Genomic DNA, 14968 nt, shown 5'->3' with positions numbered 1-14968 from the left:
GTGAGCCGGTGAGCGAGCCGCTGCTGCGCGTGCTGACCCGGATGCGCTCCCACGTGCTCGACCCCGAGACCTTCGTCCGGGCCGTGGCGTCGGGTCGCCAGAAGGGCCAGGACGTGCCCCGCTGGCGCCGCGTCGAGCTGCGCTACGTCGACCTGAAGGCCGGGCCGCACCTGCAGGTCGTGGCCTACGACGACACCCAGGCGCACACGTCCAACCACGCCGTCGGCGACGAGGCCCGCGACGCGGTCGACGGCCTGCTCGACGAGCCCTTCGGCAACTGGCACGTCGAGACCACCACCGAGAGCCACCAGGTGCGGGTCACCAAGAAGCTCGAGGCGCTGGTCCACACGACCTCGCGCGCCGAGGCCGTCGAGGCCGACCGCGGCCACGACCGCGACAAGCCGCGGCTGCTGCGCGAGGACGACCCGGTCTTCCGGGCGATCGGTCTCGCCGACGAGCAGGGTCGCCTCAAGCCGAGCCGCCAGGCCAAGTACCGCCAGGTCGAGGAGTTCCTCCGCCAGCTCGACGACACGCTCACCGACGCCCGGGCCAAGGGCCGGCTGCGCAAGCCGACCGCCGAGGACCCCCTGCGCATCGCCGACCTCGGGTGCGGCAACGCCTACCTCACCTTCGCCGCGCAGCGCTTCCTCACCGAGGTGCGCCAGCTGCCCGTCCGCGTCGTCGGCGTCGACGTCAAGGAGCAGTCGCGCGAGCACAACAGCGCCGTCGCGCGCGAGCTCGGCATGGACGCGGAGTTCGTCGTCGGCTCGATCGCAGGCGCCGAGCTCGACCCCGCCCCCGAGGTGGTCCTCGCGCTCCACGCGTGCGACACCGCCACCGACGAGGCGCTGGCCCGTGCGGTCGCCTGGGAGGCGCCGGTGGTCCTCGCCGCGCCCTGCTGCCACCACGACATCGCCGCCCAGCTGCGCAAGGCGCCGACCCCGGCGCCGTACGCCATGCTGACCCGGCACGGGATCCTGCGCGAGCGCTTCGCCGACACCCTCACCGACGCGCTGCGGGCCTCGCTGCTGCGGCTCCAGGGCTATCGCGTCGACGTCGTGGAGTTCGTCGAGAGCGAGCACACGCCGCGCAACACGCTGCTGCGCGCCGTGCGGTCGGGTGGCCCGGTCAAGGGTGGCGGCGTCCGCGACGAGTACGACGCGCTCGTCAACACGTGGGGGATCACGCCCAAGCTGGCCGAGCTGTTGGCCCCATCAGTGGCCCCACCACTGGCCCCACCTGAGCGATGATGCTCCTGCTCGAGCGGCTCCTGACGGGCGCGATGGTGGTGCCCTTCGCGCTGGGGGCGGCCTCGGTGCCGGCGCAGGAGCGCGAGGTGGAGTTCTCCTTCACCGACGAGCGGATCGTGGAGTCCAGCGGCCTGGTCGTCATGCCCGACGGGCTCTTCGTCACCGTCAACGACTCCGGTGACGAGGGGCGACTCTTCGCGGTCGCGGCCAACGACGGCGGCGGCGACACCGTCGGCGTCTCCAGCTGGGGTGAGGCCACGGACGTCGAGGCGCTGGCACCCTGGGACCGCGACGAGGTCCTGGTCGGCGATATCGGCGACAACGCAGGGGAGCGCGACTCGGTCTCGGTGCTGCGGGTCCCCGTGCAGCGCAGCGACCGGTCGCTCGAGGCGGAGACCTTCGAGGTGACCTACCCCGGTGGTCCTCGCGACGCCGAGACGCTGCTGGTGCACCCGGTCACCCGGCGGGTCTACGTCGCGTCGAAGGAGATCTTCGGCGGCACCCTCTATGCCGCACCGGAGCAGCTGAGGAGCGACCGGGCCAACCGGCTCGAGCCCGTGGGGCCGGTGCTCTCCATCGCCACCGACGGCGCCTTCTTCCCCGACGGCAAGCACCTGGTGCTGCGCGACTACGGTCGCGCGGTCGTCTACGCGTTCCCCTCGCTGGAGCCGGTCGCCGAGCTCGAGCTGCCCGAGCAGGACCAGGGCGAGGGCCTGGCCGTCGACCGCGACGGAGAGGTCTTCGTCAGCACTGAGGGGCAGTTCACCGCGGTCCTGCACGTGACGCTGCCGGCGCTGGTGCGCAAGGTCGTCTCCCCGCAGGCTGTCACGGCTCCGCCGGCCAGCGAGTCCGAGGCACCCTTCCCGGGGATCCAGAGCCGCGAGGGCCTGGAGCTGCCGGAGACCACGTCGACGGACCGCCCGTTCTGGCCGTGGTTCCTCACCGGCCTGCTGGGGCTCGGCGCGATCGTGGTGCTGATGTTCTCGTTGCGTCGTCGATAGACCCATCGGGGTGATCCGCACGCGGGGTGGTCGGCCCTAGGGTCTCCGGGTGCCCCGTCTGCGCCGTACGTCGCCCGACCAGCCCGGCTGGACCCGTCGCCGAGCCGGCCGCGGGTTCGTCTACCTCGACGGTGACGGCGCCCGTCTGCCCGACGAGGACGCGCAGCGGGTGCGCGACCTGGTGATCCCGCCGGCGTGGCAGGACGTGTGGATCACTCCCCACGACAACGGGCACCTCCAGGCCGTCGGCACCGACGACGCCGGCCGGCGGCAGTACCTCTACCACCCGGCCTGGCGCGAGCGTCGCGACGCCGAGAAGTTCGACCGGATGCTGGAGTTCGGCAAGGCCCTGGTCAAGGCCCGCGAGCTGGTGCTCACCGACCTCGGTCGCGAGGGCATGCCGATGCAGCGCGCGTGCGCGGTCGCCGTGCGGCTGCTGGACCTGGGCTACTTCCGCATCGGCAACGACGTCTACGCCGACACCCACGGCAGCTTCGGTCTGACGACGCTGGAGCGACGCCACGTGAAGCGGCACCAGGACGTGCTGGTCTTCAGCTTCGTCGGCAAGTCCGGGGTCGACCACCGCATCGAGATCGACGACGCCACCGTCATCGAGGCGGTCGACATCATGAGGCGTCGACGCAGCAAGGACCTGCGGCTCCTGGCCTACCAGGACAAGCGGTCGTGGCGGTCGGTGCTGCCCGACCTGGTCAACGCCTACGTCCGCGAGAGCACCGGCCTCGAGGCGACGGCCAAGGACTTCCGCACCTGGCACGCGACCGTGCTCGCGGCGGCCGCGCTCGCCGAGACCGAGGAGCCGGGGGAGACCCAGGCGTCACGCAAGCGCGCGGTCTCCGGGGCCATGAAGGAGGTCTCGGACTTCCTCGGCAACACCCCGACGCTGGCACGGTCGTCCTACGTCGACCCGCGCGTGGTCGAGGCCTACGAGGAGGGCCGCACGATCCGCGCGACCACCCGACGCGCCTATGAGACGACCGACGCCCGTCAGGCCGCGCTCGAGCGCGCGACCCTCCGGCTGATCAGGACGCAGTGACGACGTAGTCGATGCAGGCGGTGAGGGCCTCGACGTCGGAGGGGTCGACGGCGGGATACATCGCGATGCGCAGCTGGTTGCGCCCGAGCTTGCGGTAGGGCTCGGTGTCGACGATCCCGTTGGCGCGCAGGGTCGCGGCGACCGCCGCGGCGTCGATCGACTCGTCGAAGTCGATGGTGCCGATGACCAGCGAGCGGTGGCTGGGGTCCACGACGTACGGCGTCGCCCAGCTGGTCCGCTCCGCCCAGCCGTAGAGCGCGTCGGAGGAGGCCGTGGTGCGCTCGACCATGCCGGCCAGGCCGCCGTTGGCGTTCATCCAGTCGAGCTGCTCGGCCATCAGGAAGAGCGTCGCCACCGAGGGGGTGTTGTAGGTCTGGTTCTTGCTGGAGTTGTCGATCGCGGTCGGGAGGTCGAAGAAGGCCGGGACGTGCCGACCGGAGCCGGCGATCTCGGCGGCGCGCTCGAGCGCGGCCGGCGACATCAGCGCGAGCCACAGGCCGCCGTCGGAGGCGAAGCACTTCTGGGGCGCGAAGTAGTAGCAGTCGACCTGGCTGGCGTCGAGCGGCAGGCCGCCGGCGCCCGAGGTCGCGTCGACGAGCACGAGGGCGTCGTCGGCGTTGGTGCCTGCCGGGCGCACGACCGGCGCCATGACCGCCGTCGAGGTCTCGTTGTGGGCCCAGGCGTAGACGTCGACGCCGTCCTCGGCGACCGGCTCGGGGCGCGAGCCCGGGTCGCTGGAGATGACGGTCGGGTCCTGGAGCCACGGCGCGGCCTTGGCGCAGGAGGCGAACTTGGAGGAGAACTCACCGAACGTCAGGTGCTGGCTCTTGTCGCGGATCAGGCCGTAGGTCGCGATGTCCCAGAAGGCGGTGGCGCCGCCGTTGCCGAGCACGACCTCGTAGCCGTCGGGCAGCTCGAAGAGGGCGGCGAGCCCCTCGCGCACGCGGCCGACGGTGTCGCGGACCGGTGCCTGGCGGTGGGAGGTGCCCATGAGGGACGCGCCGGTCGCCGCGAGGGCGTCCAGGTGGCCGGTCTGGATCTTCGACGGGCCCGCGCCGAAACGGCCGTCGGCGGGCAGGAGGTCGGCGGGGATCTGGAGTGCGTCGGACACGAGGCAACCTTCCGAGTGGAGTCGGTGGTGGGCGCTGACGACGCTGTCAGAGGTGGCTCTAGTGTGTCAGCACGATTGCGCGCGGGATAAATCGGAGGCCTCCTGTGAACACGCACCCGGTGACCGAGGGCAGCACGCTGCGGCTCGAGCAGGTCGGCTACGGCCATCCCGACGCCACGCGGCTGATCGAGCAGGTCCAGGAGGAGTACGTCGTGCGCTACGGCGGGCGCGACGAGTCGCCGGTCGACCCCCTCATGTTCGACCCGCCGCACGGCACCTTCCTCGTCGGCTACGTCGGTGACGAACCGGTGGCGACCGGTGCGTGGCGGCGGTCCTCGGTCGAGGCCTTCGGCACCACCGAGACGTGCGAGATCAAGCGGATGTACGTCGTCCCCCTCGCCCGCGGCGCGGGGCACGCGCGCGTCGTGCTCGCCCGGCTCGAGGAGACCGCCCTAGCAGCCGGTGCTCGGGCGATGGTGCTCGAGACCGGGACCGCTCAGCCGGAGGCGATCGCGCTCTACGAGTCGTCCGGCTACGTCACCGTGCCCGGCTTCGGGCACTACCGCGACTCCCCGATGAACCGCTGCCTGGCCAAGGCGCTCGGCTGATGCTGCTGCCACCCAAGGTCGCCCACGGGGTCAAGGACGGCTCGGTGACGCTGGCCTTCCGGCGCTGGAAGCGCCAGGACGTCAAGCCCGGCACGACCTTCAGGACCGTCGCCGGCGTCGTGCTGGTCGGGGCCGTCGACGTGGTCGACGCCGACGCGATCACCGACGCCGAGGCGGTGCTGGCCGGCTACCCGGACGCCGACCGGCTCCGCTCGCGGCTGGCCCGGGACGAGACGCTCGCGACCTACCGGGTCGTCCTGTCGTGGGTGGGGGAGGACCCGCGCATCGCGCTGCGCGAGGACGACCGGCTCACCGACGAGGACGTCGCCGCCATCGACGCCCGCCTCGAGCGGCTCGACCGGGCCAGCAGCCACGGCCCCTGGACGATGACCACGCTCGCCCTCGTCGCCCGGCGTCCGCACGTGCGCGCACCCGACCTCGCCGAGGAGGTGGGCCGCGAGCGCGACCCCTTCAAGATCGACGTGCGCAAGCTGAAGAACCTCGGGCTGACGCGCAGCTTCGACGTCGGCTACGACCTCTCCCCGCGGGGCGCGGCCTACCTCGCGCGGACCCGACGTAGGCCCGGAGCGGTCTAGACCCCTGTGTCGGGTCCGCGTGAAGGTGCCCGACGGACGGGTGCCGACGGAGCACACTCGCCTCACCCACCTTCCCCCGGGAAAGGCTCCACCTCATGCTCACCGACCCCCACCAGCTCCTCATCGACACCCTCGAGCGGCTCGAGGGCTGCCTGCGGGCGCGAGACCTGGACGGCGCGGTCGCCTGCTTCGTCCCCGATGGCGCGATCTTCGGGGAGGACCTGCTCGAGCAGGCGCACGGCACCCGCGAGCTCACCCTCCTCCTGGCGGAGGTGCTCGAGCACCCCTTCGCCGTCGGCTGGGACGTCCACGACACCTGGGTCCGCGTCGTCGGACGGACGGCGTGGTTCGTCGCGTCGGCCTCCCTGGTGAGGCACGACGGCGACCGCGAGGTCGGACGCGAGCCGTTCACCATGTCGGGCGTGCTGCGCGGAGGCGCCGGCTTCTTCCGCTTCGAGCTCTTCAACGGCACGCAGCCGCTGCTGCGTCCCGGTCTGCGGCTGGTCGACGCCGTGGCCGTCGCCTGACGTCCCAGGAACGCCTGGGATGTCCGAACGGATGAACCTCACGGCGTTCCCCTGACAGGTCGCAGGGGCCGACGTAGGTTCTGCGGATGTCTCGGAACCACCTGCTCACGGCGACGCTGCTCACCACGCTCGCCGCCCTCGTCGCGACCCTCGTGCCGGCCGCCGCGCACGCCCGACCGATCGAGGGCTACGCGTCCTACGCGCCGCAGTCGACCTGCTCGCCGAAGGCCAAGCCCGGCACGGTCTACCTCGGGCGCTGGCTGGTGCGCCACTACGGCGGTGGCTTCGGCTCGATCTCGCGTCGCTGCAGCGACAGCACGTCGGAGCACCAGGAGGGCCGCGCCTTCGACTGGCGCCTCGACGCCGCCAATGCCCGCGACCGGGCCCGGGCCGCGCGCTTCCTCGAGCGGATCCGGCGCACCGACCACGGCGGCAACACCGATGCCTGGGCGAGGCGGATGGGCGTGATGTACGTGATCTGGAACGACCGGATGTACAGCGCCTGGGACGGCTTCCGCCCCGAGCCCTACCTCTCCTCGTCGTGCCGCACGAAGAAGAGGTGCAGCAAGACCCTGCGCCACCGCGACCACCTGCACGTCTCGCTGTCGCGGAGGGGCGGCTGGGGCAACACCAGCTGGTACGACGGACGGCTGCGACGCTAGGACGCCGTCAGGTCCTGCCACTCGCCGCGCGTGAGCTCGTAGCCCACGTCACCCTGCTCCCACCCGTCGACCGGCTCGTCCCACTGCCGCACCCAGGTGTCGGTGTGGCGCAGCCCGATCTTCTCGAGCACCGCGCGCGAGGCGGTGTTGACGGCCATCGTCGAGGCGACGACGGTCTCGACGCCGGGGGTCGCGAAGGCGTGGTCACGCAGCAGCCGGGCACCCTCGGTCGCGAGGCCGTGGCCCCAGGCGCCGCGGCGCAGCCGGTAGCCGAGCCCGGAGCGGGTGCGGTCGTCGGCGAACGAGCTGGCCGACCACCAGCCGACGAAGGTGCCGTCCACGCGGCCGACCCAGTAGCCCAGCCCGCGGGCCTCGTCGGTCCGCGCAGACGTGCGGACGTCCCACTCGGCCAGCGTCTCCTCGGGCGTCGCCGCGCGCCCGCGGATGAACCGCATGACGTCGGGGTCGCTGTTGAGGGAGACGACGAGCGCCCGGTGCGCGTCCGCGAACGGGACGAGCACCAGGCGCTCGGAGTGCAGCTCGGGCAGGCTCAGCCGACCCACTCGGCCTTCCAGCCGTCGACCTCGTCGGCCTTGCGGGCGGCGGGGCCGGTGTAGATCGCCGAGGGGCGGATCAGGCGACCGGTGCGCTTCTGCTCGAGGATGTGCGCCGACCAGCCACCGGTGCGCGCACAGGTGAACATCGAGGTGAACATGTGCGGCGGCACCTCGGCGAAGTCGAGGACGATCGCGGCCCAGAACTCCACGTTGGTCTCGAGCACGCGGTCGGGACGACGCTCGCGCAGCTCGGCCAGCGCGGCCTGCTCGAGCGCCTCGGCGACGGCGTAGCGGGGAGCGTTGAGCTCCTTGGCCGTGCGGCGGAGCACGCGCGCACGCGGGTCCTCCGCGCGGTAGACGCGGTGGCCGAAGCCCATCAGGCGCTCGCCCCGGTCGAGCAGGCCCTTGACGTAGGCCGACGCGTCGCCGGACTCCTCGACGTCGCTGATCATGCCGAGCACGCGGGAGGGGGCGCCGCCGTGCAGCGGGCCGCTCATCGCGCCGATCGCGCCGGAGAACGCGGCGGCCACGTCGGCACCCGTGGAGGTGATGACGCGCGCGGTGAAGGTGGAGGCGTTCATCCCGTGCTCGGCGGCCGACGACCAGTAGGCGTCGATCGCGTGCACGTGCTTGGGGTCGGCCTCGCCCTTCCAGCGGATCAGGAACTTCTCGGCGAGCGTGGCGCCCTCGTCGACGAGCTTCTGCGGGACGACCGGCTGCTGCAGGCCGCGCGCCGACTGGGCGGCGTAGGAGAGCACCATGACGGCAACGCGGCTGAGGTCCTCGCGCGCCTGCTCGTCGGTGATGTCGTACGTCTGGCCGAAGCCGAAGGCCGGCGCGAGCATCGCGACAGCGGCCTGGACGTCGACGCGGACGTCACCGGTGTGGACCGGCAGGTTGTAGGGCTCGGCGGGCGGGAGGCCCGGGTCGTAGGAGCCGTCGATGAGCAGGCCCCAGACGTTCTCGAACGGGACGCGCCCGACGAGGTCCTCGATGTCGACGCCGCGATAGCGGAGGGCGGAGCCCTCCTTGTCGGGCTCGGCGATCTCGCTCTCGAAGGCGACGACGCCTTCCAGTCCGTGGTGAACCTCGGTCATGGTTGCGACTCCTTCGTCCGGCGCCCGAGGGTGTGGGCGCGCCGCAGGCATTCTGCCCCACGGCCTAGATTGCCTCACATGGGTGCCGACAATCAGGACGAGCACGATCTCGCGGCGTTGCGACACGACTACGCCGCGGGCGGTCTCGACGAGGCCGACCTGGCCTCCGATCCGGTCACGATGTTCCAGCGCTGGTTCGCCGACGCGGTCTCCGGTGGGCTCCACGAGCCCAACGCGATGGTGGTCTCGACGGTGTCGGCCGACGGTCGGCCGTCGTCCAGGACCGTGCTGCTGAAGGGGATCGGGCCCGACGGCTTCCGCTTCTTCACCAACCTCGGCTCGCGCAAGGGCGTCGACCTCGCCGGCAACGCCCACTGCGCGCTGCTCTTCCCGTGGCACGATCTCGAGCGCCAGGTGCGCGTGGAGGGCACGGCCACCCTGATCTCGCGCGATGACGTCGCCGCCTACTTCGCCTCGCGACCGCGGGGATCCCAGCTCGGCGCGTGGGCGTCGAGCCAGTCGACCCCGGTCTTCGACCGCGGCGCCCTCGAGGCGTCGTACGACGAGGCGGAGCGGCGGTTCCCGGGCGAGGTCCCGGTCCCCGACGGCTGGGGTGGCTACCTCGTGCGGCCCGAGGTCGTCGAGTTCTGGCAGGGCCGGACCGGGCGCCTGCACGACCGGCTGGTCTACCGCCGCGCCGGCGCAGGCGACACCTGGGCGACGCAGCGGCTGGCTCCCTGACGGTGAGGGAATCCGTTTGTGAGTGAGTGCTCACTCACGTAGCCTCGACGGCATGCCACCCCGTGCCCGACCGCTCGCGCCCGACGAGCGACGCTCCGAGCTGACCGACGTGACGCTGCGCCTGCTGCGCCTGCACGGGCGGGCGGTGACGACACGCCAGATCGCCGAGGCCGCGGGTGTCGCCGAGGGCACGATCTTCCGGGTCTTCGACTCCAAGGACGAGCTGGTCGACGCCGCGCTCGCCCGGGCCTTCGAGCCCGGCGACGTGGTCGTCCGCATCGAGGGCATCGACCGCGACCAGCCGCTGCGCGGACGCCTGGTCGACCTCGTCGCCCTCCTCCAGCAGCGCTTCCGCGCGACCTTCGACCTGATGCAGAAGGTCGAGCTCGTCGGTCCGCCGCACCACCTGCACGACTCGGAGGAGGCCGACGCGTGGCGCGCGCGGCTCGAGGCGCTCCTCGTCGGCGTCGTCGGTGACGACGCCGACCGGCTCGCCGTGCCCGTCGACCACTTCGTCCACGTGCTGCGGCTGCTGACCTTCGCCGGGAGCCACCAGAAGATCGCCGACGGACGGCTGCTGACCCCCGACCAGGTGGTCGACACGCTCCTGCACGGCCTCGCCCGACCCGACGCAAGGACCGACTGATGCTGCTCCAGATCTTCCGCGACTACCTGCGGCCCTACCGCTCCTCGCTCGCGGTCATCGTGGTGCTCCAGCTCGTGGCCACGGTCGCGATGCTCTACCTCCCCAGCCTCAACGCCGACATCATCGACAACGGCGTGGCCACCGGCGACACCGACTACATCGTGCGCGTCGGGGCGGTCATGCTCGCCGTCTCGCTGCTACAGATCCTCTGCTCGGTCGTGGCGGTGTGGTTCTCCGCGCGCACCGCGATGGCCTTCGGCCGCGACCTGCGCGCGGCGGTCTTCCACCAGGTCGGCTCCTACTCCGGCCGCGAGGTCGCGCAGTTCGGCGCCCCGTCGCTGATCACCCGCAACACCAACGACATCCAGCAGGTGCAGATGCTCGCGCTGATGAGCTGCACCATGGCGGTCTCGGTGCCGATCATGATGGTCGGCGGGATCCTGATGGCGATGCGCGAGGACTTCGGGCTCTCCTGGCTGCTGGCGATCGTCGTGCCCGCTCTCTTCCTCTCGGTCGGCGCCGTGGTCTCCCAGATGGTGCCGAGCTTCCGCCTGGTCCAGGAGCGCATCGACGCGGTCAACCGGGTGCTGCGCGAGCAGATCACGGGCATCCGCGTCGTCCGTGCCTTCGTCCGCGAGCCCCACGAGACGGCCCGCTTCGCCAAGGCCAACGACGACCTGACCGAGGTCTCCGTGCGGGCCGGCCGCTGGATGGCCACCATGTTCCCGCTCGTGATGCTGGTCGTGAACGTCTCCTCCGTGGCCGTCATCTGGTACGGCGGGCAGCGCGTCGACGACGGTCAGATGGAGGTCGGTGCGCTGACCGCCTTCCTGAGCTACCTGATGCAGATCCTGATGTCGGTGATGATGGGGACGTTCATGCTGATGATGATCCCGCGCTCCGCGGTCTGTGCCGATCGCATCAGCGAGGTGCTCGCGACCGACTCGTCCGTCGTACCCTCCCCGACGCCGGTGCGCGACGTCACCGGCCGCGGCCACCTCGAGCTCGACGGTGTCGGCTTCACCTATCCGGGGGCCGAGCAGCCGGTGCTCTGCGACGTGTCCTTCGACGTCCACGCCGGCCAGACGGTCGCCGTCATCGGCTCGACCGGAGCCGGCAAGTCCACGTTGGTCAACCTGGTGCCGCGGCTCTTCGACGCCACCGACGGGGAGGTCCGCGTCGACGGCGTCCCCGTGCGCGACCTCGACCCCGAGCTGCTCTGGTCGCGCATCGGCCTCGTGCCGCAGCGGGCCTTCCTCTTCTCCGGCACCGTCGCCACCAACCTGCGCCACGGCAGGCCCGACGCCACCGACGAGGAGCTGTGGGCGGCGCTGGAGATCGCGCAGGCGCGTGACTTCGTCGAGACGATGCCCGAGGGGCTCGATGCCCCGATCGTCCAGGGCGGCACCAACGTCAGTGGTGGCCAGCGCCAGCGCCTGGCCATCGCCCGCGCGCTCGTACGGCGACCGGAGATCTATCTCTTCGACGACGCGTTCTCGGCGCTCGACCTCTCCACCGACGCCCGCCTGCGCGCGGCGCTCAAGCCGGTGACCCGCGACGCCACCGTCGTCCTGGTCGCGCAGCGGGTCTCGAGCATCCGCGACGCCGACCTGATCCTGGTGCTCGAGGACGGTCGTGTGGTCGGCCGGGGCACGCACGACGAGCTGCTGGAGGGCAACGAGACCTACCAGCAGATCGTGGCGTCCCAGCTCAGTGCGGAGGAGGCGGCATGAGCGACACCAAGGGCACGATGAAGGAGACCGAGCGCATCGAGGCGCCCGCGGGCGGTCCCGGTCGCGGCCCGATGGCCGGTGGCCAGGTCGGCCAGAAGGCCATGACCTTCGGGCCGTCGGCCAAGCGGATGGTCGCGCGGATGGCCCCGGAGCGGGGCCGCGCGATCGCGGTGGTCGTGCTCGCCGTCGTCAGCGTGACGCTGATGGCCCTGGGTCCCCGGCTGCTCGGCGAGGCGACCGACCTGATCTTCGACGGCTACCTCGCCCAGCAGCCGATCGACTTCGACGGCGTGCGCGACGTGCTCCTCGGGGTGCTGGCGATCTACACCGGTGCCTCGCTGCTCGGCTGGCTCCAGGGCTACCTGCTCAACGACGTCGTCCAGGGCACCGTGCGCCGGATGCGCTCCGACGTCGAGTACAAGGTCAACGCGCTGCCGCTGGAGTACTTCGACCGACAGCCGCGCGGTGAGCTCCTCAGCCGGGTCACCAACGACATCGACAACGTGAGCCAGACGCTCCAGCAGACGATGAGCCAGCTGCTCACCTCGCTGCTGACCGTCCTGGCCGTGCTGTCGATGATGTTCTGGATCTCACCGACCCTGGCGCTGATCGCCCTGGTGTCGGTGCCGATCTCGATGTACCTCACCACCCGCATCATGAAGCGCTCGCAGAGTCAGTTCATCGCCCAGTGGCGCCGCACGGGCAAGCTCAACGCGCACATCGAGGAGACCTTCTCCGGCCACGCCCTCGTGACTGTCTTCGGGCGCCGTCCCGAGGTCGAGCGCACCTTCGCCGTCGAGAACGACGCGCTCTACGAGGCGTCGTTCCGCGCCCAGTTCGTCAGCGGGCTGATCATGCCGCTGATGATGTTCGTGGGGAACCTCAACTACGTCGTCATCGCGGTCGTCGGCGGCGTACGCGTGGCAGGAGGCTCGCTCTCCCTCGGCGAGGTGCAGGCCTTCGTCCAGTACACCCGCCAGTTCACCCAGCCGCTCACCACCGTCGCGTCGATGATGAACCTGCTCCAGTCGGGCGTCGCCTCGGCCGAGCGGGTCTTCGAGCTGCTCGACGCCGACCAGCAGGTCCCGGACAGCGGGGCGGCCGCCGATGTGCGCCTCGGTCGTGGCGAGGTGGCGTTCGAGGACGTCGCGTTCTCCTACGACGCCGACAACCCGTTGATCCAGGGCCTCTCGCTCGTGGCGCGGCCGGGTCAGACGGTGGCCATCGTCGGTCCGACCGGTGCCGGCAAGACCACGCTGGTCAACCTCGTGATGCGCTTCTACGAGCTCGACGGCGGCCGGATCACCCTCGACGGCACCGACATCACCGCGATGCCCCGCGCCGCGTTGCGCGGACGGATCGGGATGGTGCTGCAGGACGCCTGGCTCTTCGGCGGGACCATCCGCGACAACATCGCCTACGGCCGCCCGGACGCGACCGAGGAGGAGATCCTCGAGGCCGCTCGCGCGACCTTCGTCGACCGCTTCGTCCACTCCCTGCCCGACGGCTACGACACGGTCATCGACGAGGACGGCGGCAACCTGTCGGCCGGTGAGCGCCAGCTCGTCACGATCGCGCGCGCCTTCCTCTCCGACCCGGCGCTGCTGATCCTCGACGAGGCGACCTCGTCGGTCGACACCCGCACCGAGCTGCTGCTCCAGCATGCGATGAGCGCGCTGCGCAGCGACCGCACGTCGTTCGTCATCGCGCACCGGCTCTCCACGATCCGCGACGCCGACCTGATCCTGGTCATGGAGGACGGGGCGATCGTCGAGCAGGGCACGCACGACGAGCTGCTGGCCTCGGGGGGTGCCTACAACCGGCTCTACCAGTCGCAGTTCGTGGCCGCCCTGGCGTGAGGGTGCCTGCGCATGGAGGCCCACCACAAGGTCGAGGCCTACCTCGACCGCGCCGATCCCGAGGCCGTCCGTGCGGCCATCGACCTGGCCTGGGAGCTGCAGCGTCGCTGAAGAGCCACTGTCCACAGGTGCGAGTGCGCTTCGTGCGACTGTCGGTGGTGCGCACTACAATCGTACGCATGCTCGAACTCGGGATCGCCCAGCTCAGCCAGGTCGCCACAGCCCTGGCCGCGCTCCCGCGTGACCTGGACGACGCCGAGCGGATCGACCTCATCGCCACCCTCGAGCGGCTGAAGAACGCCGCCAGCGCCGCGCAGGCAGTGGCCGCGGTCGACTTCGACCACTCCCAGCGCGCGGCCCAGGTCGAGGCCCAGGTGCCGGCGCGACGGGTCGGCGAGGGCGTCGCGGCCCAGCTCGGCCTGGCCCGGCGTGAGTCACCGTTCCGCGGCGCCCGCTGGCTGAGCGTGGCGAGGGTGCTGCACACCCAGATGCCCCACACCCTGCGGCTCATGGCGAGCGGTGCGTTGAGCGAGCACCGTGCCTCGATCCTGGTCAAGGAGACCGACTGTCTCGACGAGACCGACCGTCGCCACGTCGACCACGCGCTGTGCGGCGCCGGAGGCAACGCCGCCTCGCTCAGCACCCGCGCCCTCGAGCAGGCTGCCCGCAGGCACGCCCTGGCGCTCGACACCAGCGCCGTGGTGGAGCGGGCCGCCAAGGCTGAGGCCGACCGGCACGTGACCATCCGTCCGGCCCCCGACACCATGACCTGGGTCGGCGCCCTGCTCCCCGTCAAGCAGGGCGTGGGCGTCTACGCCGCGCTCAAGCGCGCGGCCGACGCCGCACGCGCCGCCGGTGACCCTCGGTCGCGGGGCCAGGTCATGGCGGACACCCTGTTCGAGCGCGTCACCGGCGCCAGCGCCGCCGAGCCCGTCAGCGTCGCCCTCGACCTCGTCATGACCGACCGTGCGTTCTTCGCCACCACCGACGAAGCCGCCCACGTGCCCGGCTACGGGCCCGTCCCCGCCGGCTGGGCCAGAGCCCTGGCTCACCAAGCGCTGACCCACGACACCCTGGACCGTGCGCAGCTCTGGGTCCGCCGGCTCTACACCACCCCCGGGACCGGGTGCCTGGTCGCGATGGACTCCCGGGCCCGTCTCGCGCCCAAGAGCCTCGCGCGGTTCATCGCTCGCCGCGACCACGATCTCTGTCGCACTCCGTGGTGCGGCGCCCCCATCGCGCAGACCGACCACGTGACCGACTGGGCCGACGGTGGTCAGACCACCGTCACCAACACCCAAGGTCTCTGCACGCGGTGCAACCTCGCCAAGCAGGCCCCCGGCTGGCAGGCGGGGCCCTTGCCCGGCGCCGGTCGCACCCACCGCCACACCGTCGCCACCACCACCCCGACCGGTCACACCTACTACTCCCGAGCCCCGGCCCCACCCGGTCACCTCGACATCTCCACGTCGCCGGTCGAGCAGCTCGTCTACGACCTCATCGCCTGACCCGGCGGACTCATCTCG

15 protein-coding genes are annotated in these 14968 nt (G+C 71.7%); 12 read left to right on the top strand and 3 right to left on the bottom strand.

Annotated elements, in window-relative coordinates:
* The first annotated feature begins 8 nt into the window (after positions 1-8).
* The 3 genes from AAG827_RS01190 to AAG827_RS01180 are packed head-to-tail and all read left to right on the top strand — an operon-like array spanning position 9 to position 3305.
* Entirely contained in the window at positions 9-1250 is a 1242-nt protein-coding gene (locus AAG827_RS01190) for an SAM-dependent methyltransferase (RefSeq protein WP_341923945.1), read from the top strand.
* Positions 1250-2251 (top strand): hypothetical protein, encoded by a 1002-nt coding sequence (locus AAG827_RS01185; protein ID WP_341923944.1) that lies wholly within the window; start codon positions 1250-1252, stop codon positions 2249-2251. Before AAG827_RS01190 ends, AAG827_RS01185 begins: the two co-directional genes overlap by 1 nt.
* A 49-nt stretch (positions 2252-2300) precedes the next feature.
* Positions 2301-3305: a DNA topoisomerase IB gene (locus AAG827_RS01180; protein ID WP_341923943.1), complete on the top strand. Its 1005-nt coding sequence runs from the start codon at positions 2301-2303 to the stop codon at positions 3303-3305.
* Here AAG827_RS01180 and serC read toward each other — a convergent pair.
* Positions 3292-4416, bottom strand: a complete 1125-nt coding sequence (gene serC / locus AAG827_RS01175; RefSeq protein ID WP_341923942.1) for a phosphoserine transaminase — start codon at positions 4414-4416, stop codon at positions 3292-3294. The genes AAG827_RS01180 and serC overlap by 14 nt on opposite strands.
* Positions 4417-4520: 104 nt before the next feature.
* Between serC and AAG827_RS01170 the strand changes: the two genes are divergently transcribed.
* The 4 genes from AAG827_RS01170 (at position 4521) to AAG827_RS01155 (ending at position 6809) form a co-directional block, all read left to right on the top strand.
* Positions 4521-5024 carry a GNAT family N-acetyltransferase gene (locus AAG827_RS01170; protein ID WP_341923941.1) on the top strand — a complete coding sequence of 168 codons (504 nt, stop codon included), beginning with the start codon at positions 4521-4523 and terminating at the stop codon, positions 5022-5024.
* Positions 5024-5620 carry a hypothetical protein gene (locus AAG827_RS01165; protein WP_341923940.1) on the top strand — a complete coding sequence of 199 codons (597 nt, stop codon included), beginning with the start codon at positions 5024-5026 and terminating at the stop codon, positions 5618-5620. Before AAG827_RS01170 ends, AAG827_RS01165 begins: the two co-directional genes overlap by 1 nt.
* A 95-nt stretch (positions 5621-5715) precedes the next feature.
* Positions 5716-6147, top strand: a complete 432-nt coding sequence (locus AAG827_RS01160; protein WP_341923939.1) for a hypothetical protein — start codon at positions 5716-5718, stop codon at positions 6145-6147.
* Between the two features lie 86 nt (positions 6148-6233).
* Complete coding sequence (locus AAG827_RS01155; protein WP_341923938.1) at positions 6234-6809, top strand: hypothetical protein; 576 nt, start codon at positions 6234-6236, stop codon at positions 6807-6809.
* Here AAG827_RS01155 and AAG827_RS01150 read toward each other — a convergent pair.
* Together AAG827_RS01150 and AAG827_RS01145 are read right to left on the bottom strand one after the other, a co-directional pair.
* Positions 6806-7372, bottom strand: a complete 567-nt coding sequence (locus tag AAG827_RS01150; RefSeq protein ID WP_341923936.1) for a GNAT family N-acetyltransferase — start codon at positions 7370-7372, stop codon at positions 6806-6808. The genes AAG827_RS01155 and AAG827_RS01150 overlap by 4 nt on opposite strands.
* Positions 7360-8463, bottom strand: coding sequence for a citrate synthase 2 (locus tag AAG827_RS01145; RefSeq protein WP_341923935.1), 1104 nt, complete (start codon positions 8461-8463; stop codon positions 7360-7362). Before AAG827_RS01145 ends, AAG827_RS01150 begins: the two co-directional genes overlap by 13 nt.
* 78 nt (positions 8464-8541) lie before the next feature.
* On the opposite strand from AAG827_RS01145, the gene pdxH reads away from it, so the two are divergent.
* The 5 genes from pdxH (at position 8542) to AAG827_RS01120 (ending at position 14950) form a co-directional block, all read left to right on the top strand.
* A complete protein-coding gene (pdxH, locus tag AAG827_RS01140) occupies positions 8542-9204 on the top strand; it encodes a pyridoxamine 5'-phosphate oxidase (protein ID WP_341923933.1) in 663 nt (220 codons plus the stop codon).
* Positions 9205-9256: 52 nt separating this feature from the next.
* On the top strand, positions 9257-9850 hold the full coding sequence (locus AAG827_RS01135) for a helix-turn-helix domain-containing protein (RefSeq protein WP_341923932.1): 594 nt from the start codon (positions 9257-9259) through the stop codon (positions 9848-9850).
* Entirely contained in the window at positions 9850-11583 is a 1734-nt protein-coding gene (locus AAG827_RS01130; protein WP_341923931.1) for an ABC transporter ATP-binding protein, read from the top strand. The genes AAG827_RS01135 and AAG827_RS01130 overlap by 1 nt, the downstream gene beginning before the upstream one ends.
* Before the next feature lie 71 nt (positions 11584-11654).
* The gene (locus tag AAG827_RS01125) at positions 11655-13442 is read left to right on the top strand and encodes an ABC transporter ATP-binding protein (RefSeq protein ID WP_341924038.1); all 1788 of its coding nucleotides are present in this window, start codon (positions 11655-11657) and stop codon (positions 13440-13442) included.
* Between the two features lie 179 nt (positions 13443-13621).
* Entirely contained in the window at positions 13622-14950 is a 1329-nt protein-coding gene (locus AAG827_RS01120) for a DUF222 domain-containing protein (RefSeq protein WP_341923930.1), read from the top strand.
* The last annotated feature ends 18 nt before the right edge of the window (positions 14951-14968 follow it).

Origin of the sequence: Nocardioides psychrotolerans, assembly GCF_943371775.1 — a bacterium.
In the GTDB taxonomy this organism is placed as follows: domain Bacteria; phylum Actinomycetota; class Actinomycetes; order Propionibacteriales; family Nocardioidaceae; genus Nocardioides; species Nocardioides psychrotolerans_A.
This window is presented reverse-complemented; position numbering and strand designations above follow the sequence as displayed.

Excerpts from the sequence above, each read along its gene's own strand:
- AAG827_RS01185 (WP_341923944.1), top strand. The coding sequence starts at position 1,250 with ATGCTCCTGCTCGAGCGGCTCCTGACGGGCGCGATGGTGGTGCCCTTC.
- AAG827_RS01165 (WP_341923940.1), top strand. The coding sequence starts at position 5,024 with ATGCTGCTGCCACCCAAGGTCGCCCACGGGGTCAAGGACGGCTCGGTG.
- AAG827_RS01160 (WP_341923939.1), top strand. The coding sequence starts at position 5,716 with ATGCTCACCGACCCCCACCAGCTCCTCATCGACACCCTCGAGCGGCTC.
- AAG827_RS01155 (WP_341923938.1), top strand. The coding sequence starts at position 6,234 with ATGTCTCGGAACCACCTGCTCACGGCGACGCTGCTCACCACGCTCGCC.
- AAG827_RS01145 (WP_341923935.1), bottom strand. The coding sequence starts at position 8,463 with ATGACCGAGGTTCACCACGGACTGGAAGGCGTCGTCGCCTTCGAGAGC.
- pdxH (WP_341923933.1), top strand. The coding sequence starts at position 8,542 with ATGGGTGCCGACAATCAGGACGAGCACGATCTCGCGGCGTTGCGACAC.
- AAG827_RS01135 (WP_341923932.1), top strand. The coding sequence starts at position 9,257 with ATGCCACCCCGTGCCCGACCGCTCGCGCCCGACGAGCGACGCTCCGAG.
- AAG827_RS01130 (WP_341923931.1), top strand. The coding sequence starts at position 9,850 with ATGCTGCTCCAGATCTTCCGCGACTACCTGCGGCCCTACCGCTCCTCG.
- AAG827_RS01125 (WP_341924038.1), top strand. The coding sequence starts at position 11,655 with ATGGCCGGTGGCCAGGTCGGCCAGAAGGCCATGACCTTCGGGCCGTCG.
- AAG827_RS01120 (WP_341923930.1), top strand. The coding sequence starts at position 13,622 with ATGCTCGAACTCGGGATCGCCCAGCTCAGCCAGGTCGCCACAGCCCTG.